This is a genomic window from Mucilaginibacter sp. Mucisp86 (assembly GCF_047324315.1).
Classification (GTDB): Bacteria; Bacteroidota; Bacteroidia; order Sphingobacteriales; family Sphingobacteriaceae; genus Mucilaginibacter.
Genome location: NZ_CP168503.1, coordinates 2876898 through 2903088, shown reverse-complemented (window position 1 = coordinate 2903088; position 26191 = coordinate 2876898). Strand labels below are relative to the sequence as shown.

The following is a 26191-nucleotide window of genomic DNA, read 5'->3' as shown; positions in this document are numbered from 1 at the left end:
AGTACCCGCTTAAATACAAATCAATAAATGGCGAAAAACAAAGATAAATGCGATTTGGGGACCTGCTTTTTATGCACTCACTGTTTGCCCGACTGGATCCCGGCCATCAGCGCCGCCAGGAAAAATATCGTTGTAAAAAAAGGGCAGCAGATCTTTAAGGAAGGCGATCCCGTTACCGGCATTTACTTTGTTTATTCGGGCACCGTAAAAGTTCATAAAAAGTGGGATAAGGAAAAAGAGCTTATCCTCCGTTTTGCCCGTGAGGGGGATATTGTTGGTCACCTTGGTTTAGGCAGTACCGAGTTTTACCCGGTTTCGGCCACGGCTATCGAGGCGGGTATAATTTGTTATATCGAAATGCCATTTTTTGAAAGCACCCTGCAGGTTAACAATAACTTTGTTATTAAACTAATGCGCTTCTTTGCCAACGAACTGCAGGAGTCAGAAAAACGCATGCGCAACCTGGCCCACATGCCGGTTAAAGGCCGTGTAGCGCAGGCTTTCATTTCGCTCAGAAACAAATTCGGACTTAACGAAGAAGGTTTTATAAATATTGAACTTACCCGGCAGGACCTGGCCTCATTTACCGGGGCAGCCTATGAATCACTGTTCCGCACCATAAATGATTTTATCGACGAGCAGATCATCGAAATATCCGGCAAAAGCATCCGCATAAAAAATGAAGCCGTGTTGTTGAAATTTACTGAAGAGGAACAGCAGGCGGGATAAAACTACGGAACCGTTGTTGGAGACAACAATGGCGAAAGCAGAATTTACTATTGTCAAAGGAACCCTTCCATTTTTAGTATCTTTGATAGTAATGAACCTTATTACCAAAACCGCCTTCAAATACTTCGCAATAACACTCGTTTGGCTGTTGCTTGCATTTTATATCATAAATGAAACTAGCTTTGTCCCTGAGTTTATCCCTTATACCCCTATTAAAATCAGGGGACTAATTTTCACTTTCATACATATAACAACCATCATTTTTTTCGAAAAAGAGGTCTTGCATATAAACCCGGACCTAACGATTTCCAGACTTATATTTTACAGCATCGGAGTTTGGTTTATAATAGAATCGGTGTATCAGGCGATCAGGCAGCTAACTTTTGACGAAAACAGGCTACATTCTTTTCTTGTAGCAGTTATCGCCATGACAATATTTAATTCCATTATCTCTTTTTTAACTGCTTTTCAGCTAAAGACAAAACGTACAGATAGGTTAATCACCTATATAATCGTCATTTTGGTTTTCTTTTCAATTGTAATTAAGATATTCCCAAACCTTACAGCGCCATAAGGAAATCAGGGCGTTAGCAGGCAAATATCGGCTCTGCCAATGCTGATGATATCACAAACAATAGCGAGAGGCGACAGTAAATAAACAAAACAGCAACACCTACCGCTGATATCTTCTCCAAACCTGCAGCCATTTTTTATTATTGGGATAATGCCTGTGCTTAGTCATGTTATTAAACAGCAGCGCCACCAGCAACAGGATCATCGCACCTGAAAATACCGGGCTAAATACATACATATACCCCAGCGCCTTGATCTTTTCAGAGCCTATATTGGCTATCAATGCTGTAGCGCCACCCGGCGGGTGCAGGGTTTTGGTAATCTGCATCAATACTATCGATATAGATACCGACAGTGCCGCCGCCAACCATATTTCATGAGGAACCAGTTTATGAATAGTAACACCAACCAGTGCACACAGCACATGGCCGCCGATCAGGTTACGTGGCTGTGCCAGCGGACTGTTAATAACACCATATATCAATACCGAAGATGCTCCGAATGAGCCAATCAGAAAAAGATTATCCGTGGCCGTAAAGTATTTGCTGTTTAGTAACCCAATAAGTGCTATACCGGCAAAGGAGCTAATGAAAGTCCAGAAATGCTCTCTGAAATCAACAAGGGTTTCTTTATAAACTATGTATTTTGCCGTGCGAATGTGCCTGTGTAACCGTCTTCTCATATCATAACCGGCATTAGCCGATAGTTTGTTCCTCTGTTAAAACTCCTTGTTCATCATCCTGCTTAACTATTTTCTTACCTGCCCGTTCGGTAGCCAATGAAGCCACTACACAGGTAACCAATATCAGAATGATGGTACCGTTCAGGATATTGTCGTCAATAATTTGTGCCTTATAACCAACCAAAATAATTGCCAGCGTTGCCGCGGCGTGCGCACTGCTTAATCCGAATATCAGTGTACGCTGCGTTGACGAATATTTAAATATTTTTTGGGTAGATAGCGCCGCCAGCCATTTACCAAGCAAAGCGCCAAGTGTAAGGCTAACTGCTACTATGGCAGCCTGCGGACCTCGGCCAAGTACACGCAGGTCAACCAGCATGCCTACGCTGATCAAAAAGAATGGTATAAAAATAGCGTTGCCTACAAACTCGATCCGTGCCATTAATACCTGCGATTGCTGCACCGATTTATTCAGGGCCAGCCCGGCCACAAAGGCACCAATGATTGGCTCAACCCCGGCCAGCTGTGAAAGAAAAGCCGACAGGAACACGATAAAAAGCACAAACACATAGGGCAGCGTTTTGCTATCGCGATAGCGGTTAAAAAACCAGCCTGCCAAGGGAGGTATCAGCGCAAACATAATGAACGCAAATAAGGAAAGCGATATCATCAGTTGCAGCCAAAAACTGAAACCAAGTCCGCCATCCTTAGCACCCATAATTACAGGCAGCAATATTAACACCGCGGTGTCGGTGAGTATGGTGCCGCCTACGCTTATGGCTACAGCCTCATTTTTAGCTATACCGTATTTGCTTACAATGGGATAAGCCACCAGCGTATGTGTAGCGAACATACTGGCTGTAAGGGCCGAGGTTATTAACGAATAACCCAATACATAATAACAAACCGGAAAACCTATCAGGATTGGGATGCAGAAAGTAAAAAGGCCAAACACCAGGCTCTTGTGCTTTTTTTGCTTAAACTCATTTAGGTCAAGTTCGATACCGGCTATGAACATGATATACAGCAGGCCGATGGTAGAGAACAGTTCAACCGCCGAGCTTTTACGAAGCAGGTTTAATCCATGCGGCCCCACGGCTATCCCCGCCATAATGAAACCCACTATACCGGGAATTTTAAACTTACCCATAATGATGGGGGCAAGCAAAATGATCAGCAATATCAGCGAGAAGATAAGTACCGGGTTACTAAACGGCAGTTCGAGCTGCTGCGTTAACCGGCCCAGGATATCGGCATTATGCATGCCGCAAATTTAGCACATAATCATTTACTTTCTCCTGTCGATAAATTTAACCGGCTTACGTACAGCTTCAGGGAATTGTAATTTCTGCATTTCATCGGCTTTAAGGTAGGTGATATGCGGGCTCACCCTCAGCCGGGCCTGTAAATTGGCGCGGATCTTCCGGTCGCATTCATCGGTATAGCTCACAGGCAGCAGGTGCAGCAGCACTTCATCCATGCCAATTTCGTTCGAGTACACTTCGGCTACAAAATCTTTGATCTCCTCCATTCCATTCAGCAAATCGAACAATGCTGGTGGGTATAGGGTAGTGCCTTTAAATTTGATCATCTGTTTTTTACGCCCTACTATGGATGACAGCCGGATACTGGTGCGTCCGCAAGCGCAGGGCTCATCAAAATAATGACAGATATCTCCGGTCTTATACCTCAGCAGCGGCATCCCTTCAACACCAAGCGTAGTAATGGTCACCTCGCCCGATTCGCCTGGAGCAACGGGGTTGTTATGCTCATCCAATACTTCTACTATCAATAATTCGGGTTGGTGATGCCCGCCCCTGCCCTCGCCGCACTCGGTAAAAGCGGTTTGCATTTCGGTAGAGGCATAGGTGGAATACAACTTGATATTCCAGGCTTCGGTTATTTTTTGGCCGAGGATATTCAGGCTGAAATCGGTATTGCGGATATTTTCGCCAATACAAACCGCTTTTTTAACCGATGAGGCATTGATATCAATATTATGCTCCTGCGCAAAGTGGATCAGCTTTAAAATGAACGATGGCACCGCTACAATGGCCGTAGGTTTCAGCCTTAAAATGGTTTCCCACTGTAGCGACGGCACACCCGGTCCCAGCCTGATAATACCCGCCCCTATCTTGCGAATGCCCGAATAATAAGCCATTCCCGCCATAAACTGCCTGTCGAGCGTAAGCATCAGTTGGTACAAATCGGCAGGCGAACCATCGGCACAGGTAAAAGAATTATATTCGTTGAATGCCAATCGTTCCAGATCACCCTCAGTAAGGGCTATGGTTACCGGGCTGCCTAAGGTACCCGAGGTTGAACTATATTCAATGACCCTGCCCCTATCCACACATAAAAAATCGTCATTACGTTTTTGAAGGTCTTCTTTGGTGGTGGTTGGGATCAACCGCAGGCCATCAAGCGTTCTGATTTGGCTAATATCGATATGATGTTTAGCAAAAAGGTCTTTATAAAACGGCGAATTGCGGCTGAGATAGGTCAGTAACTCCTGCAATTTTTGTTCCTGTATGTTAACAACCTCGCGTCTGGGTTGGTATGCTAATGATTTAGGCGGAGATACTATCACTTTTCAATAATTACCACGGCAGATGCCATTGTTTTTAAATGGGTTAATGATACAGAAATTTTCAGCGGGCCGTTGCGGTTGATCACTACGGCGCTTTCGCCAATGGGCTCCAAAATAGGTTTGCCGCTTTCATCATTAGTGACTTCAATTTCGTTAAAGGCGGTATCCTTTAGCCAACCGGTACCCAGCGCCTTAAAAAAAGCTTCCTTGGCGGCAAAACGGGCGGCATAGTGCTGATACTTGTTGGCTTTACTTTCGCAATAAGTAATCTCATTTGCCGAAAAAACGAGCTCGCGGAAGCCTTGCTCTTTGGCGATGCTGCTTTGCACGCGCTCTACTTCTATCATATCAATACCTACCCCGTAAACTGTCATGGACTTAGCTTTTTAGTACATTTTTCAACCTGTTTTTTAATATAATTTTCCTCATTTACAGTGGCAATCACTTTAGTTAAAGCAGTTTTGTAGTAACCGAGGGCTTTTTTATAATCGCGGTGTTTAAACGAGTAATCTCCGGCTATTACGTAAGCATGGTAAAACTGCGGATTGCTTGCTACTACGCTATCCGGATTGATCTCGCCCCCATCAAAAGCTTTTTGTTTCAGTGTGCGGAAAGTTATAAAATCATGATAAGCCTTTGTATTCAAAAACGTATCGGGTTTAATAGTTAGCGTGCTATCTATAATTTCATGATCAGTTTGCATGCCTTTCATGGCAAAGATCTTTTTCAAATCGTAAGCCACAAATTGCCCCAACTGCCATGGCGAAGTTGATACCCAAACCAGCAGCTTTTGAGGCTCAAACACTACCGAGTGATGGGCGATTAATTGGTTCAGCGTTTTTTCATTCCCCATACCAATATCTTCGCCATGCAAGCCCTGGCGGTTACGGAGTATATCCACCGTTTTTTGAACAGTGTTTTTTCTTTCGGCATTCAGCAGTTCCATTAAGCGCTGATATCGATACGGCGATGCGCTGTTGCTCAGTTGCACCAGGTTTTCTTTAGAGTGTGCCAACCCCTTGCTTTGAAAATGATTGGCGCATATAATATAGTTTTGATGCGGATCATATACATCCAGCGTATCAGGTGTTTTTTCGATCACTACGGCTTTATTATCCTCGGCTGAGGCTACCAGGAATGACTCCGACACAAACATTTTGCGCTTTTTAGCTATCGCGATGGCCTCGTTAATGTTTTGGGCGTATTGCAAAATCTCGCGGGCCACTAAAGATACCGGAGTAGCCGAGCCCGATGGGATATTGGTTTTATCGGCGTTGATGGTAACGCTCAGGCCTTTTTCATTCATGCCCGATACCGCGCCTACAAATCCACCCCAGGTTATAGTCATAAATTTATGCCCTTCAGACGGATTAAAGAACGCCACTATTTTGTCGTGCGCAAAATTATCGCCCACATAAAAATCAAAGTTGCGGCCAACAATCATGGTACCGTCGGCCGAACGGTCATTCCAGGTACCGAACGAAGTACAGCCAACCAACGCCATGCTCTGTAAAGCATGACCGATATCGTGCGCGGCATGGTAATTCAGGATCCGCTGATAATTGGAGCCTATAAACTGGTATTTATCCGAAGCTGATTTAGAGATACCGTAGATCTCCTCTTTATATTCTTCACTTACGTTTTTCGCCAGATCGCGGTTAAACCAGGCTATAAAATATTTAAGGAAGGACAGGTAGGATTTTGAAGGAATGATCTTGTTGATCTGATCTGTAAAATAAACCTCCTGGTTTACCACCAGTTCTTTGCTCAGCTTACCGTTAATCACCCCACGTTCAAAAGGCTTACCCTCCACATACATCTCAAATAAACCACTCTTGCTTTTTCTGAACCAGTTATTATTGATGGTATAAAAACCCGGTGAAAGCTCTTTGCGCTGCAATTGCAAACTGGTCAGATCGGCAGGTTTGGGGGGATAATCAATAGCTACGCAATACAGGTAAATAAAGCCAATCAGCAGCAACCCTACAAAAACAAGACCAGTGTACAGTAATCTCTTCCCGAACTTTTTCCAGCTAAATTTCCTGTTACGCATTTCTTATTTTATCTATCAGTTCATCATTGCCCAGCAAGGCGCAACAGGTTACTATCCCGCTCATAGCAGCACCTAAGATGCCATGTAAATTAAGGTTTTGCCCGGTAAAGTACAAGTTGGGTAATTTGGTGCGCGGCGAAATAAAGGTTTTAAGCGGATGTTTATAATCTTTGGCTATGCCGTAAAGCGAGCCATCATCATTACCAATATAATCGCGGTATGAGAGTGGCGTAGCGGTATAGTATGAGTAGATTTTGTCCCTTAAACCCGGAAATTTCAGTTCCACGTCATCCAGTAAAACTTCGGCTTTACGCTTTTTAAATTGCTCATACGTTTCTCCGCGATAAGCTTCATCAGATACGGTATTGAAAGTATTCTCCCAGGGCTTCACCTCTTCATAACGCATATAGGCCAGTATGGTCATACCATCGGCATATTCTTTATTTTTTGACGAGGGTGTCATGAACACGGCATAGCCCAGCGGCCAGTTTTCCTGCGTGTAGTCGGCCATGTGCCATACCTGCCCGTCTTTAAAACTGTAAACGTTATGGCTGAAATATTTAAAAGAATCTTTTTTAAATACAATATTGATGGTGAATGACGACACCGAGTTTTCCAGGCTTTTCAACCTGTTGCGGTATACGTTTTTTATCATGGATGAATCCGTCATTTCCAGCGTTTTTACCGGGTGAATGTTGGATATAAAATGACCGGCATACAGCTTTTCGCCATGTTGCAGTTCAACGTATGATATTTTTCCATCCTGCTCCACCAGTTTTTTCACGGCTTTATTACGGATGATAACGCCTCCCCTTTCGCGGATATTGCGGGCTATCAGTTTGGCAATCTGCGAACCGCCGTCAACACATTTCCATGAGCTTTCAATATAACTATTGAGGATCAGCGCATGCACATACAACGGTGTTTTATCGGCTTGCCCTGCGTATAATGAGTTATTGCCGGCTAGTACCTGCTGCAATTTTTTATTACTGGTGATAGATGCCAGGAAGGCTTCGGTATCCACCTCCAGCACATCGGCCTTTTCATAAAAATCATCCGACGAGCGCAAATTATACAACGGGAATTTATCGCAAACCTCTTTCAGCTTGTCGCAATAAGCACGCAAGGCAGGCTCTTCATCCGGAAAATAAACCAGTAATTGTTTGATGAAATTTTCATAGCCCTGCGCCTGCGGATACTCCACCGGGTCGTTATCGATCATGATCTTATCAAAGGCGTCCGGACTTTGCTTTTCAAGTTTCAGGTTATCAATAATATCGATGTATTTAAAAATTTGGTATAAATTCTGCCCTTTGTCGAGCCCGCCCAAATAATGTACCCCCGAATCAAAGATCACCCTATCGCGCACGTAGGTTTGCAGCGAACCGCCAAGCTGCTTGTTCTTTTCAACAACACAAACCCGGTAACCTTCGCGACCAAGCATATCGGCGCAAACCAAACCGCCCATACCGCTGCCAATGATCAATACATCAAACTTATCGTCCATTTAGTCCTGCTTCCCTTCTTTTCTGATCACAAAAATAATATTTGAGGTATACCGGCTATCATCAATTTGAGTACATGACATACCCTGCTCGGCGGCCAATTCCCGGAGTACTTTACCCGAAATGAACGACAGGCCTTTTTTGCCCGTTTTATTAAAGCCCAGCAAACGGGTGGAGAAAAGCTCGGTTAAAGCTGTACCTTTTTGCCTTTGCTGCAGATCGGCATCGCCGTCGCGGATAATGAGTATACCAGCAGGGTTTAAATTAGCGATACATTTCTCTATCAACTGCTTTTGCTCTTCAGGTTGCAAATAGTGCAGCATATCGGCTATGATGATGGCATCATATTGCTGCATTTCAAAGGCAAGCGCATCGGCATAAACAAAATTGATCTCAGCCGTTTTACTGAAGCAATTGTTGGCTACTTCTATCTTTTCCTCATCATAATCAACCCCGGTAAACTCACGCCCCGGCGCTGCAAAATGCAGCATGTAAGGCATAAAGCCATAGCCACAACCCAAATCAAGCATTTTACCTTGTTTGGGCAGCAGATCGTGAAATACCTGGTAATTTTTTTCGAGCCGCAGCTTAATGCGCATGTACCATTCCAGTACCGGGCCTTTGTACAGGTAGTTATAAAACAGCTGCTCTTTAAAGTAAGCAGGCTGCTCAATTTCGACACTTAGCTTTTGGTATTCTTCTTTAAAATACCGGCTGATGTTTTTGGTGCGTTCGGCATAGCCTGTACCAAATGCTGCATCGTTGGGCGTAATCCGAGGCAGATATTTTATAGTTACTGTACCATTTTTTAGCAGAAAATCGCCTTTGGTCATGTTATAGCCTGTGCCGTGCAGCATAATCGGCACAATATCCATCCCTAATTGCTCTGTCAAAAAGAATGCTCCTTTATGAAAGCGTTTCATTTTACCGTCGGGAGATCGGCTACCTTCAGGGAAGATGACCATCGAATAACCCTGCTTTACTTTTTCGGCCAGTTCATCAATATTCTGCTCCACACCCTCGGCCACCGGGAAGTACCCGGCCATGCGCACCACAGCCCCGAATACCGGCGAGTTCCATACCCAGTGATTGGTAAACAAAATGAGCTTTGGATGCTGCATGATCAGCACCAGGATATCCAAAAACGATTGGTGGTTACTGATCACCACGGCTGGTTTTTCAAACTTATCTTTATCCACCACACGCTTACGCAGGTTGGGCATAATGTACATCATCGACCAACAAAACTTAGACAGGATAGCATGGTAAACATATTTACTCCGCTCACCCTTAAACGGGTTAAGCTTGATCAAAACCAAACCGATCAGGCTTGAGAGCAGGCAACCGCTCACAAAATATGTAAAAGCAAATACCGAGATCACAAAGCCACTCAACGTCCACGGGAATTGCTTCTTTCGCACCCTGTTCCTGATCAGCAGGTTAAATAAAAACGGGATCAGGATTTGGGCCATTACCACCACGCAAACTATCCCGATAATGGAGATCAAGGCGATGGAACGCAATGCCGGGTGTTTAGCAAATATCAGCACACCCAAACCTACCACCGTGGTAATGGCCGACAAGAATATAGATGATTTGTACGACGACAGGTTTTTCTTGCCGGTTTTATATTCCTGCAGCAGCCCATCCATAATAAACAGGCTATAGTCATCGCCCAAACCAAATATCAGGGCTGATATAATGATGTTTACGATATTGAACTGGATACCAAGCAAACCCATCAACCCCAAAATCCAGATCCAGGAAATAAACATCGGGATAAAAGAAACCAACGTAAGTTCGATACGCCCGTAAGTAAGCAGCAATACCGAAAATACTAATAGCGACGACATCACCGCGATACTCGTAAAATCATTATTGATGATACCTACAAAACGATTAGTTAGGTATTGCTTATCAACAACGGTAACATTTGCCGAATTTTCGAAAAGGCTATACAATTTGGCTTTATCCCCCTGGGCTATTTTTACCAGTGTAATAACACCCGCCCGGCCCGGTCGCTCGGTAATGTAATCGTCCAGCAAACTTTTACGGATGCCTGCCATTTCATCCTGCCCAACCGGTTTAAAGTTTTTGTTGATGAGCTCCTGAAAATGATCAAACGCAGAGGGCTTGAAGCCCTGGGCTTCGCCTTCTTTAAGCAAAACAGCCATCAACTGCTGTTTTTTTGCAGGTGTCCAGTAGTTATTCCACCGGGCTATGCGGGCTTTTTGCAGCGAGTCGGAAATGATGAGCGATGATACTCCCGAGTATTTTTTAACGATATTTTTTCCCTTTAGCGAGTCAATCTGAGCCGATAATTTTTCGTTAGTCCGAAGCGCATCATCAAGCGTTTTGCCTTCGGCAAGAAAATAAACCGATTGAAGCGCATATTTGTTAATTGCGTTCAGTTTAGCTTCGGATGCTTTGAGCTTGTCGGTCATGAAATTCATGCGGTTCATATCCGTTTCAAAACTCACGTTCCGGGCGGTATAGCTAAATACCACAGTGAGAATAACAATAGCCGAAATAATGAATTTATTATACTCAGGGTTATAGGCTGATAATTTATCAATCCACGATAGCTGGGCTGTATGCTGATCCTGTTCTTTTTTAGAGGCAATAAAATGCGGCAGGAACACCAGAGAGCAAAACGAAGCGCCGATTAAACTAAAGGCAGCAAACAGACCAAGGTCTTTCAACATTTCCGACTTCACAAACTCCAGGCAAAGGAAACCACCAATGGTTGTAAAACTCCCCACGGTAAGCGGCATAGCCAGATCGCGGATCACCTGTTCAATACTACGGGTATGGCGGTAATGATTAAACACATGCAGCGAATAATTAACCGCGATGCCCAGTACCACCGAGCCTGTGCCCAGGGCAATAACAGAAATGCTGCCTTTCACAAAATAAACTACGGCCAACGAAAACAATGCACCAAACAAAACCGGCACCAGGATCACAACCGGCGCTCGCTTTTTCCTGAAATAAAATCCCAGGAAAACAATCAGGAACACTACCGTAATCCCCTGCGTAAACATCGAATCCCGGCGCAATTGCAGGGCGTTGCCAACTGATACCGCTGTGGTACCAAAGTAACTGCAATTGATGATCTTGAAATTTTTAGCCTGCAGACTATCAATAACCTGATCAATGCCTTTAAGCATTACAGCGTTCTCGCCGGTGTTATTGGGCGAATATTTTGGCGTGATAAACAACAGCAGGTTCTTATGATCTTTGGTCATCACATAGCTATCGTACAGTTCAAAATTTTCGTCGTATTGCAGCTGTTGTAATTTTTTGAGACCGAGGTATGAGATGCCAACCGGGTCACTGCTGATCATGCTTTTCAGCGCAAGCCCGGCGGGCGAGGTTAGCGTGCGCAAATTGCGGGCAAGGGTTTCTTTTACCTGATCCGGGCGGATAAGTGTATCGATATTCAGGTAATCACGCTCGTTCAGGTAAATGGGCAGGCTTTTATTAATAGTGCCAAACAGTTCCAACACCAGGCCGTCATCAATCTTCGCATTGATCTTACTAATATATCCAGGTAATTTTTGCTGAACTGTTTCGGTAAAATTATCGGCAAAAGCTATCAGGCTATCGGGCTGCTGCTGCGTGGAATCTTTGAGCGATACCATCACCACCAGCTTATCCACAAATTTGGAGTTCTGGAAAATGTAGTTAAGTTTTTCGATCTTCTTATCTTTGGGAAGTACCTTGGAGATATCCTCCTCAAACCTTATCCGCGAAGCAAAAAAACCTATAAGCACAAAGCTTAACGCAAACACGGTATAAAACAGTGGCTTGCGGGCATTGAAATAATTATAGATGCCTACCAGGATTTTTTCCATGAATTACAGCGCGGGGACAGGCCTCCGCTTAAACAGCTTCAATAACGCAAAAGTGAGCAATCCTGCTATAATACCTGCAAAAATTGCCAGCGAAATGCTGCCGTAAAGATATTGTTCCAAATGCTCGCCAATGGATTTGAGTGAAATTTTATCCAGGGGAATATCCACATCCTTGCCGCCCATCCAGAGGCTGCCGGTTTTGTAACTCAAAAAAATGATCACCGGGATCATGGGCGCTACGCTGATATGCGCCGCCGTAACCACTATGGCCTTATTGAGCCTAAACAAGAATGCCAGCGAAATAGCCACCAGCAACTGGAAACCCCAAATGGGCACAATCCCCATAAAAACACCAAAGGCTACAGATTTAGCTTTAAGCTGTGGCGAGTGTTCAGGGTTAAAGAACAGGTTTTTGAGCATCTGCTTCGCTTTTTTTTTATCAAAAAGCGTCCTGAAAAAATCGCGGGGCTTGATGTAGGCGAAAGTTATAATCACCAATATGGTGTTAAGCACACTGATGCGCGAAAAATCCTGAAAAGGGCGAAAATGCGATACCCGGGTTTCTTTCGGGGCATAATAAACCGTAACCGGTACCCAATCAATCTTAATACCTTTCCATGCCGCACGAACGATCACCTCTATTTCAAACTCGTATTTACGGGTAACGTATTTAGTGTTTTTGAGCAGATGAATGGGATACAAGCGGTAGCCCGATTGTGTATCCGGACATTTAATACCTGTTTCCACCCAAAACCAAAAATTAGAAAATTTGTGCCCAAAACTGCTTTTGCCCGGCACAGATGATTGCTCCATATTACGCGAACCAATGATCAGTGAATCCGGTTCCTGTTCCAACTTTTCAATAAAAGCAGGCAGGTCTGTTGCAAAATGCTGACCGTCCGAATCGATGCTGATGGCGTATTGGTACTCCTGTTCGATAGCATAATCAAAAGCTTTGCGTAAGGCCCAGCCTTTGCCCACATTTTGTGTGTAGCTTACTGATTTTATTTGCGGGAATGATTGAATAATAGCCTGTGTGCTGTCGGTTGAGCCGTCGTTTACCACAATAACCTGGTCGGTATAAGCTAAAACATCTGTAATAATAGCAGCCAGCGTGCCCTCGTTATTATAAGTGGGTATAATAACGCATACCTGTAATTGTTTAAACTTTGCCTGTATCATTTGTAAGTTATCCGTCATATAATCAATCGCACGTACCGGCTTCAGTCCAGGTTTTTATCAATGGGGTTTATGGGTTTACGTTTAATGCTTTACAAAGTTATTGTTTCAGGTTAAATTAAACGTTAAATTTTTGTGTGGAAGTTATAAATCATGTCATTGCGAGGAGCCAACCGGCTTAGCGTGCCGGACGCGACGTGGCAATCGCGTGCTATACACGGCGGGTACGCTTCCTTAGCTCAAGTTTTGCGGGATGGCAAACGAGCATGGGGTAACTTGGGCTTGCCGATTCACAAGTCCGCCCGCACCATCCTGCACACAAGACTTGCGCCAAGGGGTGGGTTTACGTTTAATGCTTTACAAAGTTATTGTTTCGGGTTAAATTAAACGTTAAATTTTTATGTGGATGTAAAGTATTACTTCATCAAGATTGATAGCGTGGCAGCCATACAGAAGCACACCCAATATGCATATACGCAATTTATTTAACTATGACTTGCCGATAACATAGTAAGCGCAAACCATGTTCCGAAATAAATTACAGAAATTAAATAGTCAGTCCCTGTTGGCTTTTTGTTTTCAATCAAATCGCCATCCTCGCCTTTGGCGGGAGAAACAAACTCCCGGTGTAGTATATTAACACTATAATATCTTAACGCTTGAAAAAGAAATAATAATGGAAGCGTATTGGCAAGTAATCCTGATGGATTTCCAATCATTTGAAATTCAGACGGGCCTTTAAAACATAAAAAAAGTATAAAATGCATAACTCCGAAACATAACCAAATCAGGTAAAATCTAAAGTTTCTCAGTGACACATAAAGAAAAAACAAGAAACACAACTGAGGCACTGCAGCATAAAAAATGATTGCGTCTCTTCTAAATGATAAATTTAAAACCAATCGAGACATCGCAATGACTACCGTTATCAGCGCATAAATCACAACAATAACAACCTCCCAAGCTTTGAGGGTTTCGTATCGAATAAATGGTTTGGGAGTTTTAGCTGCTTTCATTAAGTAATAAGCGGTGTTATCAAAACTATTATTTTTTTCAATTATAAATAACAAATAGCTTTTAATAGGCTTCACAATACCCGCCGGCCGGAGGCCGTTTAATAATTGCCGCTCGTCCGGAGGCGAGCAGCGGCTGTGTTATTTTCAAATCCGAACATTTACCTTATTTTCGCCCTGATTTGTGGAAACCTTATTAAATAAAACTACTGTGCCCATACTACCGGTTGGGGGAAAAACCCTTACGCTGGATGATTTTTACCAGGTAATTTTTAAAAACACTACCGTTGTTCCTGATGAACAGGCGCTCGAAAAGGTAGAAGCCAGCTTTAATTTTCTTGGCAGTTTTTCATCCAATAAGTTAATTTATGGTATCAATACCGGCTTCGGCCCGATGGCGCAATATAAGGTGAGCGATGAAAACCGGTTGCAATTACAGTACAACCTCATCCGCAGCCATGCCTCAGGTGGCGGTAATTTGATGCAGCCCCAACTGGTAAAAGCCTTAATGCTTGCCCGGCTCAACAGCTTTATGCAGGCGCACTCTGGTGTACATCCCGAACTGGTAAACCTCCTTGCCGAACTTATTAACAAAAACGTTTATCCCTGCATATTTGAACACGGCGGCGTAGGCGCCAGCGGTGATCTGGTACAATTAGCCCATCTGGCGCTTGTACTCATTGGCGAAGGCGAAGTAATTTATAATAACGAAGTACAATCAACAGCTTCAGTTTTTGAACAGCTGAACATCAAGCCACTGCAAATCCAGATCCGTGAAGGCCTGGCCATCATCAATGGTACCTCGGCTATGACAGGGATTGGTTTGCTGAATATCATCCGCGCTAAAAAGCTATTGGGCTGGTCAGTGATGCTATCTGCCATGATCAACGAGGTGGTAGGTGCTTTTGATGATCATTACTCGCACGAGCTGAATAAGGTAAAACACCATACAGGGCAAAATGCTGTTGCAGCACAGCTAAGAGAAATCCTGAAGGATAGTCAAATGACCCGCAGCCGCTCCGAGCATTTATACAATCCCGAAAACATCGATCAGGAAGTATTTGAGGATAAGGTGCAGGAATATTATTCGCTCCGCTGTGTTACGCAGATCTTAGGTCCGGTGTATGATACCATCGCCCGGGCCGAGCATGTAGTTGTAGACGAGCTTAACTCGGTAAACGACAACCCGGTTATCGATCACGAAAATCATAACATCTTTCACGGTGGCAATTTTCACGGCGATTATGTTTCACTGGAGATGGATAAACTGAAGATAGCTGTTACCCGGTTATCCATGCTATCCGAAAGGCAACTGAATTATCTGCTGAATGATAAGCTGAACCAAAAATTTCCGCCGTTTTTAAACCTGGGAGTGCTTGGTTTTAACTTCGGGATGCAGGGAATGCAGTTTACAGCTACCTCGACAGTTGCTGAAAATCAAACCCTTTCGTACCCGATGTACGTACACAGCATCCCGAACAATAATGATAATCAAGACATTGTAAGCATGGGCTGCAACGCGGCATTGTTAACCAAAAAAGTGATCGATAACAGCTTTGAGGTGCTGGCTATCCAGGCCATGACCCTGCTGCAGGCGGTCGATTATCTTGATTGTGCAAACAAGTTATCTACCCCAACCAACAAAGTTTATGCCGACTTAAGGGCGATATTCCCTACATTTATTGACGATAAACCCAAGTACCAGGACCTGCAGCAAGTGAAAGCCTATTTTGAAACGGCCGAACTTATTTCCTGAATTGTTAAACCTTTTAATACCAAAAATATCATATGAAATGTGCATTAGTAACCGGCGGCTCAAGAGGAATTGGCAGGGCCATTTGCTACAAAATGGCCGATATGGGTTATTATGTACTTATTAATTACAAAGGCAATATCGACGAAGCAGAGAACACCCTCGCTCAGATCAAAACCAACGGAGGCGACGGTGAACTGTTGCAATTTAATGTAGCCGATAAAAATGATATCCAGCAAAAATTAGGTAACTGGATAGAAACCAATGCCGAAAAGTACATTGAAGTTTTGATAAACAATGCCGGCGTTAAAGACGATGGCCTGATGATGTGGATGACCGACCAACAATGGGATGGCGTGCTGAACACCAGCTTGAGCGGGTTCTTTTACGTTACCCGTTTGGTGCTTAACAGTATGCTGGTGAAAAAATACGGCCGCATTGTTAACGTGGTTTCGCTTTCGGGATTGAAAGGCTTGCCGGGGCAGGTAAATTACTCGGCGGCCAAAGCCGGGGTTATTGGTGCTACCAAGGCTTTAGCCCAGGAGGTTGGTCGCAGGGGAATTACAGTAAATGCTGTGGCTCCGGGATTCATAGCAACAGACATGACTGCCGGTCTTGATGAGAAGGAATTGAAAGCGATGGTACCTCTAAAAAGGTTCGGCACTCCGGAAGAAGTTGCCCATGCTGTAGGCTTTCTGGCCTCTCCGGAAGCGGCTTATATTACAGCAGAGGTGCTTTCGATAAATGGGGGCCTGTATTCCTAACCCAATCGCCGCCGCTCGGCTCCAGCCGAGTGACAACTATCAAGCGGCCTCTGGCCTCCGAAGAAAAAAGAAATTCCAAACCTTGCGCTCGTTTGCAACGAGCGCTTAAACTGGGATAGCGTTTAAAACGCGATACAGGCGATACAATCGCTAAAACATATTAAGCACACGTTGAAACGTGCGCAAGAAGATAAGAAGGCCGGAGGCCTGGAAATAATTACCACTCGGCTGGAGCCGAGCGGCGGCGAATTTTATTTGCAGGTAACAAACACAAGGTAATTAACTCTTAATATTAACTTAATTATAAGCTATTAAGATACAGGTATTTTAAAGGCCGAAATTTGAAATATTAAACAAGCGCTATACATACAAAAACAGATTAAGTTCTATTTTTTTGTATTTTTATCATATTTTGTTGACTATGTACTATCAGTTTTTGCTCAAATATGAATAGGGTTGTGATAACAGGGATGGGGATCTATTCGTGTATTGGGAAAAATCTTGATGAAGTTAAGGAGTCCCTTTACACCGGCAGGTCGGGCATTGTATATGATGCTATCCGTAAAGATTTTGGTTACCGTTCGGGCTTAACAGGCACGGTTGAAAAGCCCAACCTTAAAGGTACGCTTGATCGCCGGGCTCGCATTATGCTGCCCGAGCAAGGCGAATACGCTTACATAGCAACAGTAGAGGCATTGCAACAAGCAGGTATCGATGCTGACTACATCGCCAAGACCGACGTGGGTATCCTATACGGCAACGATAGCACCGCCAAAGCTGTTATCGAAACCACTGATATCATCCGCGAAAAAAAAGACACTATGCTCATTGGCTCAGGGGCGGTTTTTCAAACCATGAACTCTACCGTTACCATGAACCTGGCTACCATATTTAAGCTTCGTGGTGTTAACTTCACCATCAGCGCGGCATGCGCCAGTGGTTCGCATTCGATAGGCATGGGTTATCACCTGATTAAAAGCGGTATGCAGGATTGCATCATTTGCGGCGGCGCACAGGAACTAAGCCATTATTCGATGGGCAGTTTCGATGCGCTTTCTGCATTTTCGGTACACGAAGCGGATCCGGCTAAAGCCTCCCGCCCCTTTGATCGTGACCGTGATGGATTGGTGCCAAGCGGCGGTGCAGCTACCGTGATCCTGGAAAGTTTGGATTCGGCGCTGAAAAGAGGCGCGACTATTTTGGGCGAGGTTGTTGGTTACGGCTTTTCTTCAAACGGAGGGCATATCTCAAACCCTACGGTTGAAGGCCCGGTGCGTTCACTTAATATGGCGCTTAAAGATGCGGGGATACAAGCATCCGAAATTGATTATATCAACGCCCACGCTACCTCTACCCCTGCCGGTGATGCCAGCGAGGCTAAAGCTATTGACGAGGTTTTTGGCAATTATAAGCCTCTGGTAAGCTCAACAAAATCCATGACCGGCCATGAATGCTGGATGGCAGGCGCAAGCGAGATCGTTTATTCAATGCTGATGATGCAAAACTCGTTCGTGGCACCAAACATTAATTTTGAAAACCCCGATGAAGATTCGGCGAAGCTTAACATCGCTACCGAAACCGTCGGGAAAAATATAGATACATTTCTGTCAAACTCGTTTGGGTTTGGCGGCACCAATTCGTCCCTGATTATTAAAAAATATATTTAAACTAAGCCGTTATGCAAATTGAAGAGATCATTGAAAGAATCAACAGCTTCCTTGCCGAAGAATTTGAGGTTGATGCAGATAAAATGGTGCCCACAGCAAATCTGAAAGAAACCCTTGATCTGGATAGCCTTGATTATATTGACCTTGTTGTAGTGATTGAAAGCAACTTTGGGTTCAAAGTAAAGCCAGAGGATTTTACGGGTATTGTTACCTTCCAGGATTTTTACGACTACGTACTATCGCGCGTACAACCTAAGGAGCTTGCCTAATGCCCGCCTGGCAGGGAAAATCAAAAGGCACTACCCTTGGCTATCGCATTTTTGTTAGCGTATTAAAAACAGCCGGTGTAAGGCCGGCCTATTTTATGCTGAGGTTTGTGGCGCTTTACTATTTCCTGTTTTCGTGGCAAACATCAAAAGGCACATATTACTATTTCCATAAGCGACTTGGCTTCGGTAAGATAAAATCAATAGTTAAGCTGTACCGCAATTACTACCTGTTTGGGCAAAGTATTATTGATAAGGTTGTGATCATGTCGGGCATTCCCAACAAATTCACCTTTAATTTTGATGGGATAGATAACCTGAGGCAGATTGCAGCCATGAACAAAGGCGGCTTATTGCTGAGCTCGCACATAGGCAGCTGGGAAATAGCAGGCGAACTGCTTGATCATATCAACACCCGCATCAATATTGTGATGTTTGATGGCGAGGACAAGCAGATCAAAAAATACATGGATTCGGTAACCGGCGAGCGGAAAATAAATATCATTGTCATTAAAAATGACCTGTCGCATATCTTTCAAATCAACGCAGCTTTCCAGAACAATGAGCTGGTTTGTATGCATGCCGACAGGTATATCGAGGGCAATAAAACCATAACAAGGAAGTTTTTAGGTGAGGATGCGAAATTCCCGGCAGGGCCATTCGTAATGGCCGAAAAATTTAAAGTGCCGGTAACATTTGTTTACGCCCTGAAAGAAAGTGCGCTGCACTATCATTTTTTTGCCAGCCCGGTAAAAGATTATTCGGATCAAGGCAGGGGCATAGGCATGGAGCAGGTGATCAGCGATTTTATTAGCAGCTTTGAAAACAAGGTAAAAACGTATCCCGAGCAGTGGTACAACTATTATAATTTTTGGCAATGACCTTACCTACACAGGATGTTTTAGCATTAATACCCCAGCGCGCGCCGTTTGTAATGATTGACACACTGGTATCTTCATCTGATGGTACCACGTTAACTACATTGTTGATACAAGCCGGTAATGTTTTGGTAAGCGATGGCGAGCTAAGCGAGGCCGGACTGGTGGAGAACATTGCTCAAACAGCCGCGGCGGGTGCCGGATATGCTGCCCATCAGTTGGGTAAACCTGTACTGCCCGGTTTTATCGGCGCCGTAAAAAACCTGAAAGTATTTGCCTTGCCAAAAGTTGGCGACACTATTGAAACCGAAGTAAAAATGGAAAACCAGGTTTTCGATGTTACCATCATCAAAGGAAGAGTTACCTGCATGGGCAATACGTTGGCCCAATGCGAAATGAAAATATTTATTCAACCCCAACAATAATATCAACCATGAAAAAAACCACAATTAAACTGAGTTTACTGATACTTTTATTAGCCGCTTGTTTAAAACCGGCAACAGCCCAAACCAAGGCAGAAGTATTCGACAAAAAAACACCGATAACCTGGTTAGGTATGGATTTTTCGCAAATGAAATTCATTGGTTCGGAAGCTGCTTACAGAGGCGAGGTAATTAATGCCGAATTTGTTGGCAAATACATTCCGGCCTGGGCTAATTTCTTTATCATTGAACCTAAAAAATACAACCCGGCCAAAGCAGTTCACCGCGATAGCGTTCATTTTGCCATGAATGTTACCGAAAAAGTAAACAACGCGCTTACCAAAAATTTCTTCGATACTAACCCTAACGATTTTAAGGTGCTCACTGAAAAAGATATTGACGCACTGGTTAAAAACTACGATTTCATGGGTAACAAAGGCATCGGCATGTTGCTGATTGTTGAAGGGATGGACAAAGGCCGTAAAGAAGCCGGAGCCTGGGTAACTTTCGTTAACATGAACGATAAAACTGTATTATATACCGTTTTCCGTACCGGCAAAAGTTTCGGTTTTGGATTTAAAAACTACTGGGCCCACCCATGGTACGTGATCCTGAAAGATTTTGGTTCGGATTTCGATCTTTTCAAAAAATATTAAGCCAACAGCGTTTTGCAGCAGTCGCTAATAAATACTATTGAAATTGAAGTTAAATTCAGCGATGTAGATATGCTGGGCGTGGTTTGGCATGGCAACTACATCCGTTATTTTGAGGATGGCCGTGAGGCATTTGGCAAGCAATATGGCCTGGGTTATATGGACGTGTATAACGCGGGCTATGTTGTTCCGATAGTTAATGTAAACTGTGATTATAAACGTTTTTTAAGATATGAGGATAAGGTGATCATCGAAACCACCTACACCCCTACCGAATCGGCCAAGATCAATTTTACGTACCGGCTGCTTAATGCCCAAACCGGCGAGCTCATTGTTAAAGGCTCAACAGTACAGGTGTTTGTACGCCGTGATAATTTTGAACTCCAACTTACCAACCCGGATTTTTTTCTGGATTGGAAACAACAACAAGGTTTGATATAACAGAACGCCGTTATGAAGAAGGTTTACCTTGTTGCTGATAATATTACCTCGCCCCTGGGCGCTACAACTGCGCAAAACTTTGAGCACCTGGTTAACAACGTTACGGGCGTGAGGCAACACAATGACAAAGCCCTGTCTGACGAGCGTTTTTTCGCATCGTTATTTGAAAAGGGATATTTTCAAACTGATAAGTGCTGGACAAAATTCGAACATCTCGTCATTGCTTCGTTGACCGAAACCTTGTATGGAGTCGATAAAAAAATATCCGACAAAAAAACTGTTCTGATCATTTCCACCACTAAAGGTAATATCAGCCTGTTGGAAACTGAAGACCCAAGCCAGGAATTAGATGCGCGCATAGCCCTGCATACTTCAGCCAAAAAAATTGCCCGACATTTTGGCTTTGTAAACGAGCCTATACTTGTTTCTCACGCTTGCATTTCCGGCTTGGTAGCCATGATCACCGGGATGCGGCTCATCCAATCCGGCCAGTATGATCATGCAGTTGTTGCTGGGGCTGATGTTATTTCAAAATTTGTGCTTTCGGGCTTTCAATCTTTCCAGGCTGTTAGTCCTGGCCTGTGTAAGCCATTTGATGCCAACCGCGACGGCATCAACTTAGGTGAGGGTGCAGCTACTGTTATTCTATCGGCAGAAAAACCTGACGGAGAAACTATTGAATTGGCTTCGGGTGCTATAAGCAACGACGCAAATCACATCTCAGGGCCATCACGCACCGGCGAAGAACTTTACTTTGCCATTGATAAAGCACTAAAAAGCGCCGGATTGCAAGCCGGGGATATCGACTTTATATCGGCTCATGGTACGGCTACCGTTTATAACGACGAAATGGAAGCAAAAGCTGTAACGCTGGCGGGTTTGCAGGATGTTCCACTGAACAGTCTCAAAGGCTTTTACGGTCATACGTTAGGCGCTTCCGGATTGATTGAAACCGTTATTTCAGCGCAATCGCTGAAGCAAAACATGATCATTCCAACAAAAGGCTTTAGCAAACAGGGCGATGCAAACCCGGTGAATGTCTGCAGCCAATTGATATCAAAACCGCTAAATAGTTGTCTCAAACTAGCATCGGGCTTTGGAGGATGCAACGCGGCGATTATTTTAACCAAATCACAACAATGAAAAAAACACTGATATTATTTGTTTTCTGTTCATTGATATGGGCATGCGAGCAGAAACAAAAGCCTAACGCATGGACAAAAAAAAATGAGCAAGAGCTTTATAATAACCTCAATTCCACGTTAAAACCAACAATACCAGATTCGATAAAGCGAGCTAAATTTGTTACATTTTTAACCAAGCGATTCAAAGAGGAAATACCCAACGGGTTAAACTCTGTATCAAAAGATAGTTTGCACAATTTAGGTGCAAAGCTGGGCGGTGAATACGCCATAAAAGAAAGAAACGAGGGTAATGTCACGAAATTAGTTCCCTATTACAGAAAATGGAGTCCTGCATTAGAAAAAACCTTCCGAGATAGTTACGTCACTGTGTTTCAAAGCATGGCACCCGGCTACGGCGAAAAATTATGTGATTGCATGATCGACAGATTGAAAAAAATGTACCCCGATTCAATGCTCCTTCCTGTCCCAAAAGATATTAACAATAAAATAGGCCTTGAATGTGTAGAGATAATAAAAAAACGCAAATCAATTTAACCAAACCACAACAGGATATTTCATAACATGAACACAGAACAGGTAGATGTATTGGTAATAGGTGCCGGCCCGGCAGGAACGGTAGCCGCATCCATTGTACACCATGCCGGCTTTAAGGTAAAAATTGTAGAGAAACAGCTTTTCCCCCGCTTTGTAATTGGCGAAAGCCTGTTGCCGCGCTGCATGGAAGCCTTAACCGAAGCCGGCTTTGTGGATGCCGTAAGCGAAAAAGGCTTTCAGCAAAAAGCGGGCGCCAAGTTTGTGAAAGATGGCAAGATCTGCGACTATCAATTTGCTGATCAGTTTACTCCCGGCTGGAACTGGACCTGGCAGGTTCCCCGTGCCGATTTTGATAAAACATTGGCCGATACCGTTGAGCAGATGGGTGTCCCAGTACATTACGAAACCACGGTTACCAACATCGTTTTCAACGGTCAAAACTCGGTAACTACAGTGGAAGATAAAGACGGTAAGCAAACCGAAATTGCTGCCCGTTTTATCATCGATGGCAGTGGCTACGGCCGGGTGATCCCCAAATTGTTTAATCTCGACAGGCCATCAACACAAGTTCCGCGTAAGGCGCTTTTTGTACATACTGTTGATAAAAAACGCTCTATGGCCGATGAGCCCAACCGCATAACCATTGTTGTGCATCAGCCCGGCGTTTGGATCTGGATCATTCCTTTTGCCAATGGCATTACCTCCTTGGGCTTTGTGGGCAACCCTGATTTTTTTAAACAATACGAGGGAACCGACGAAGAAATTTTGCGCGGACTGATCGCGTCGCAGCCATATTTTGCTGAACGTTTTGAAGGTGTCGAGTTTGCTTTTGCGCCAAGGGTGCTTGAGTCATGGTCGGCCACTACAGATAAGTTTTATGGCGATGGCTTTGTGCTTACGGGCAACGTTACGGAGTTCCTTGACCCTATATTTTCATCGGGCGTAACGCTGGCTACGGTATCGAGCCAAACTGCTGCCAAACTGGTGATCCGCAAATTGAACGGCGAAACCGTGGACTGGGATAAAGAATATATGCAACACATGATGCAGGGTGTAAACACCTTCCGCTCATATGTTACCTCATGGTATGAGGGTGTTTTGGATACCATATTTTTTGCCGATAACCAGGATCCGCTTGTAAAAAGCCAGATCTGCTCGGTATTGGCAGGCTACGTTTGGGACCTGGATAACCCCTACGTTAAAAACCACGAAACAGCATTACATAAACTGGCCAGGACTATTACTTTAAGGGATATGGTTGCGGCGGATAAGAGCTAAAAGCGGAATGCTTAAAGCTAAAAGCTTGATTTTATACAATTGAACCATCAATATTACATATCAGCTCATTGCAGCATCAGCAACAACATTGTTCGTTATAATAACGAGGTGCTGTTTGAGGGTACGGAGAATGATATTCCCGGTTTTTTGCTGTCGGTTTACCAGCATCTTGGGGTAAAATATCCTAAGTTTTATAAAATGGATAACCTGGCAAAACTGGGCTGGCTGGCCGCCGAGGTTTTGCTGAAAGATTTTGATAAGACAAAATATCAACCGACCGACATCGGCGTGGTATTAACCAACGCGGGTTCGAGCCTTGATGCCGATAAGCGGTATTATGAGTCGGTGCAGGACATAGCAAGTCCGGCGTTGTTTGTGTACACGCTGCCCAATATTGGTATTGGCGAGATCTGCATCCGTCATCATTTTAAAGGCGAAAACGCTTTTTATATTTTTGACCGTTTTAATGCCGATTTCATCAACAACTATGTTTCCATTTTATTGGAGACAGGACAATTACAAGCCTGCATTTGCGGCTGGGTGGAAATGACGGCAACAGGCTATAAAGCTGTTTTGTTTTTAATAGAAAAAGAAGGCGTAATATCCTTCACAACAGAAAATATTAATAAAATTTACAGCCCTACTCAAACCCTCCCCGGAAGGGAGAGCGTTTAAAAAGACTTTTTTTAAAGTCTCCCCCCATCGGGGGAGATTTAGAGGGGGTGATTATAAAACTTACGATATGGATAAATTAATGGCCGATCTGAAAGAGCAGATCATTGAGCAGTTGAACTTACAGGATCTGAAGCCGGAGGATATCGGTGATGATCAGCCGCTTTTTGGTGATGGTTTGGGTTTGGATTCCATAGACGCACTGGAGCTGATTGTGCTGTTACAGCAGAAATACAAAGTAAAACTCTCCAATGCAGAAGATGGCCCGAAGATCTTCCGCTCGGTACGCACCATTGCCGAATTTATTGAAAGCAGTAAAACCCCGAACGTTTAACAATGGATCAACCTGTTTTTATAGCCGGTCTGGGGGTAATTTCGGCCATAGGTAACACTGTGGCCCAAAACCGGCTGTCGCTTGAACAGGAAAAAACGGGCATCGCCCCTATCCAATACTTGGATACTGAACACCGGGATGAATTTCCGGTTGGCGAGGTTAAGTTAAGCAATGATGAGCTTGCCGGGCTGTCGGGATTTAAACGAGGTATCAGTCGCACAGCTATGCTGAGTTTAATTGCGGCGCGGGAGGCTTTAACAGATACCGGAATTACCAATCTTGCAGGTTTAAGAACAGGCTTTATCTCGGCCAATACCGTTGGCGGCATGGATAAAACCGAAAATTTTTTCAGGGATTTTTTAAGCGACAATACCAAAGGCAGATTGCGCAACGTGGTTAACCACGAGTGTGGCGCCATCACCAATTTCGTTGCAGATCAGTTAGGGATCCGGCATTATGTCGGCACCATCAGCACGGCCTGTTCATCATCGGCCAACGCTATCATGTATGGAGCAAGGCTTATCAAAAACAATATGCTGGATGTGGTAATAGCCGGAGGTACCGATGCCCTAACCCGCTTTACGCTGAACGGCTTTAATACCCTCATGATACTGGATAAACAACCCTGCCAGCCCTTTGATGCCAACCGCCGCGGCCTTAACCTTGGCGAAGGGGCCGGTTATGTGGTATTGGTTTCTAAACGGATAGCTTTTGCGCTTAAAAAAGAGCTGTATTGCTCGTTAAGCGGTTACCGCAATACCAACGACGCCTATCATCAAACGGCATCATCTCCCGAAGGAACAGGATCGTTACTGGCAATGGAGGGGGCGCTTAAAAAAAGTGGTTTGCAGCCTGCCGATATCGGTTATATAAATCTACACGGTACAGGCACACAAAACAATGATAGTTCGGAGGGATCTGCCATCGGCAAGTTATTTGCCGGGCACTCTCCCAAAATGAGTTCTACCAAAGCTTTTACCGGGCATACCCTTGGGGCAAGTGGTGGCATTGAAGCCGTATTTTCGGCATTGGCTGTACAGCGTGGTTTGTTATATCCCAATCTGAGATTTGAAAAGCAGATGGAAGGTTTTCCATTTACGCCTGAAATCCGCTTTTCGACACGGCCGGAAATCAAACATGTGTTATCCAACTCGTTCGGGTTTGGCGGCAATTGTTCATCATTGATATTTTCAAAACTATAGG

25 protein-coding genes are annotated in these 26191 nt (G+C 44.1%); 16 read left to right on the top strand and 9 right to left on the bottom strand.

Going from position 1 to position 26191, the window contains the following annotated elements:
• Positions 1-27 precede the first annotated feature (27 nt).
• Both ACEN9X_RS12385 and ACEN9X_RS12380 read left to right on the top strand, forming a co-directional pair.
• Positions 28-729, top strand: a complete 702-nt coding sequence (locus tag ACEN9X_RS12385) for a Crp/Fnr family transcriptional regulator (RefSeq protein WP_413670660.1) — start codon at positions 28-30, stop codon at positions 727-729.
• A 28-nt stretch (positions 730-757) separates the two neighbouring features.
• Positions 758-1303 (top strand): hypothetical protein, encoded by a 546-nt coding sequence (locus ACEN9X_RS12380; RefSeq protein ID WP_413670659.1) that lies wholly within the window; start codon positions 758-760, stop codon positions 1301-1303.
• Positions 1304-1402: 99 nt separating this feature from the next.
• Here the strand turns inward: ACEN9X_RS12380 and ACEN9X_RS12375 are convergent, their stop codons facing one another.
• The 9 genes from ACEN9X_RS12375 to ACEN9X_RS12335 form a co-directional block, all read right to left on the bottom strand.
• A complete protein-coding gene (locus ACEN9X_RS12375) occupies positions 1403-1984 on the bottom strand; it encodes an HPP family protein (RefSeq protein ID WP_413670658.1) in 582 nt (193 codons plus the stop codon).
• Between the two features lie 13 nt (positions 1985-1997).
• Entirely contained in the window at positions 1998-3248 is a 1251-nt protein-coding gene (locus ACEN9X_RS12370; RefSeq protein ID WP_413670657.1) for a cation:proton antiporter, read from the bottom strand.
• Positions 3249-3272: 24 nt separating this feature from the next.
• Positions 3273-4574: a phenylacetate--CoA ligase family protein gene (locus tag ACEN9X_RS12365; protein ID WP_413670656.1), complete on the bottom strand. Its 1302-nt coding sequence runs from the start codon at positions 4572-4574 to the stop codon at positions 3273-3275.
• Complete coding sequence (acpS, locus tag ACEN9X_RS12360; RefSeq protein ID WP_413670655.1) at positions 4571-4948, bottom strand: holo-ACP synthase; 378 nt, start codon at positions 4946-4948, stop codon at positions 4571-4573. The genes ACEN9X_RS12365 and acpS overlap by 4 nt, the downstream gene beginning before the upstream one ends.
• Positions 4945-6627: a C45 family autoproteolytic acyltransferase/hydolase gene (locus tag ACEN9X_RS12355; protein WP_413670654.1), complete on the bottom strand. Its 1683-nt coding sequence runs from the start codon at positions 6625-6627 to the stop codon at positions 4945-4947. The genes acpS and ACEN9X_RS12355 overlap by 4 nt, the downstream gene beginning before the upstream one ends.
• The gene (locus ACEN9X_RS12350) at positions 6620-8134 is read right to left on the bottom strand and encodes a phytoene desaturase family protein (RefSeq protein WP_413670653.1); all 1515 of its coding nucleotides are present in this window, start codon (positions 8132-8134) and stop codon (positions 6620-6622) included. Before ACEN9X_RS12350 ends, ACEN9X_RS12355 begins: the two co-directional genes overlap by 8 nt.
• On the bottom strand, positions 8135-11989 hold the full coding sequence (locus tag ACEN9X_RS12345) for a 1-acyl-sn-glycerol-3-phosphate acyltransferase (protein ID WP_413670652.1): 3855 nt from the start codon (positions 11987-11989) through the stop codon (positions 8135-8137).
• Positions 11990-11992: 3 nt separating this feature from the next.
• On the bottom strand, positions 11993-13189 hold the full coding sequence (locus tag ACEN9X_RS12340) for a DUF2062 domain-containing protein (protein WP_413670651.1): 1197 nt from the start codon (positions 13187-13189) through the stop codon (positions 11993-11995).
• Between the two features lie 464 nt (positions 13190-13653).
• Positions 13654-14184: a hypothetical protein gene (locus ACEN9X_RS12335; RefSeq protein WP_091222647.1), complete on the bottom strand. Its 531-nt coding sequence runs from the start codon at positions 14182-14184 to the stop codon at positions 13654-13656.
• A gap of 208 nt (positions 14185-14392) precedes the next feature.
• Between ACEN9X_RS12335 and ACEN9X_RS12330 the strand changes: the two genes are divergently transcribed.
• The 14 genes from ACEN9X_RS12330 to ACEN9X_RS12265 all read left to right on the top strand — a co-directional run bounded on the left by ACEN9X_RS12330 (position 14393) and on the right by ACEN9X_RS12265 (position 26190).
• Positions 14393-15937, top strand: a complete 1545-nt coding sequence (locus tag ACEN9X_RS12330; protein WP_413670650.1) for an HAL/PAL/TAL family ammonia-lyase — start codon at positions 14393-14395, stop codon at positions 15935-15937.
• A gap of 32 nt (positions 15938-15969) precedes the next feature.
• On the top strand, positions 15970-16698 hold the full coding sequence (gene fabG, locus ACEN9X_RS12325; protein WP_413670649.1) for a 3-oxoacyl-ACP reductase FabG: 729 nt from the start codon (positions 15970-15972) through the stop codon (positions 16696-16698).
• A 446-nt stretch (positions 16699-17144) separates the two neighbouring features.
• A complete protein-coding gene (locus ACEN9X_RS12320; RefSeq protein WP_413670648.1) occupies positions 17145-18365 on the top strand; it encodes a beta-ketoacyl-[acyl-carrier-protein] synthase family protein in 1221 nt (406 codons plus the stop codon).
• Between the two features lie 11 nt (positions 18366-18376).
• A complete protein-coding gene (locus tag ACEN9X_RS12315) occupies positions 18377-18634 on the top strand; it encodes an acyl carrier protein (RefSeq protein ID WP_110584161.1) in 258 nt (85 codons plus the stop codon).
• Entirely contained in the window at positions 18634-19512 is an 879-nt protein-coding gene (locus ACEN9X_RS12310) for a hypothetical protein (protein ID WP_413670647.1), read from the top strand. The genes ACEN9X_RS12315 and ACEN9X_RS12310 overlap by 1 nt, the downstream gene beginning before the upstream one ends.
• Complete coding sequence (locus tag ACEN9X_RS12305; RefSeq protein WP_413670646.1) at positions 19509-19934, top strand: 3-hydroxyacyl-ACP dehydratase; 426 nt, start codon at positions 19509-19511, stop codon at positions 19932-19934. Before ACEN9X_RS12310 ends, ACEN9X_RS12305 begins: the two co-directional genes overlap by 4 nt.
• A gap of 8 nt (positions 19935-19942) precedes the next feature.
• On the top strand, positions 19943-20587 hold the full coding sequence (locus ACEN9X_RS12300; RefSeq protein WP_413670645.1) for a hypothetical protein: 645 nt from the start codon (positions 19943-19945) through the stop codon (positions 20585-20587).
• 12 nt (positions 20588-20599) lie between these two features.
• Positions 20600-21025 carry an acyl-CoA thioesterase gene (locus ACEN9X_RS12295; protein WP_413670644.1) on the top strand — a complete coding sequence of 142 codons (426 nt, stop codon included), beginning with the start codon at positions 20600-20602 and terminating at the stop codon, positions 21023-21025.
• A gap of 12 nt (positions 21026-21037) precedes the next feature.
• Entirely contained in the window at positions 21038-22168 is a 1131-nt protein-coding gene (locus ACEN9X_RS12290) for a beta-ketoacyl synthase N-terminal-like domain-containing protein (protein ID WP_413670643.1), read from the top strand.
• Complete coding sequence (locus ACEN9X_RS12285) at positions 22165-22704, top strand: hypothetical protein (RefSeq protein ID WP_413670642.1); 540 nt, start codon at positions 22165-22167, stop codon at positions 22702-22704. The genes ACEN9X_RS12290 and ACEN9X_RS12285 overlap by 4 nt, the downstream gene beginning before the upstream one ends.
• Before the next feature lie 27 nt (positions 22705-22731).
• Complete coding sequence (locus ACEN9X_RS12280) at positions 22732-23982, top strand: NAD(P)/FAD-dependent oxidoreductase (protein ID WP_413670641.1); 1251 nt, start codon at positions 22732-22734, stop codon at positions 23980-23982.
• 39 nt (positions 23983-24021) lie between these two features.
• Positions 24022-24657: a hypothetical protein gene (locus ACEN9X_RS12275; protein WP_413670640.1), complete on the top strand. Its 636-nt coding sequence runs from the start codon at positions 24022-24024 to the stop codon at positions 24655-24657.
• Between the two features lie 67 nt (positions 24658-24724).
• Entirely contained in the window at positions 24725-24988 is a 264-nt protein-coding gene (locus ACEN9X_RS12270) for a phosphopantetheine-binding protein (RefSeq protein WP_413670639.1), read from the top strand.
• 2 nt (positions 24989-24990) lie between these two features.
• Positions 24991-26190 carry a beta-ketoacyl-[acyl-carrier-protein] synthase family protein gene (locus ACEN9X_RS12265; protein WP_413670638.1) on the top strand — a complete coding sequence of 400 codons (1200 nt, stop codon included), beginning with the start codon at positions 24991-24993 and terminating at the stop codon, positions 26188-26190.
• Position 26191: the final 1 nt, after the last annotated feature.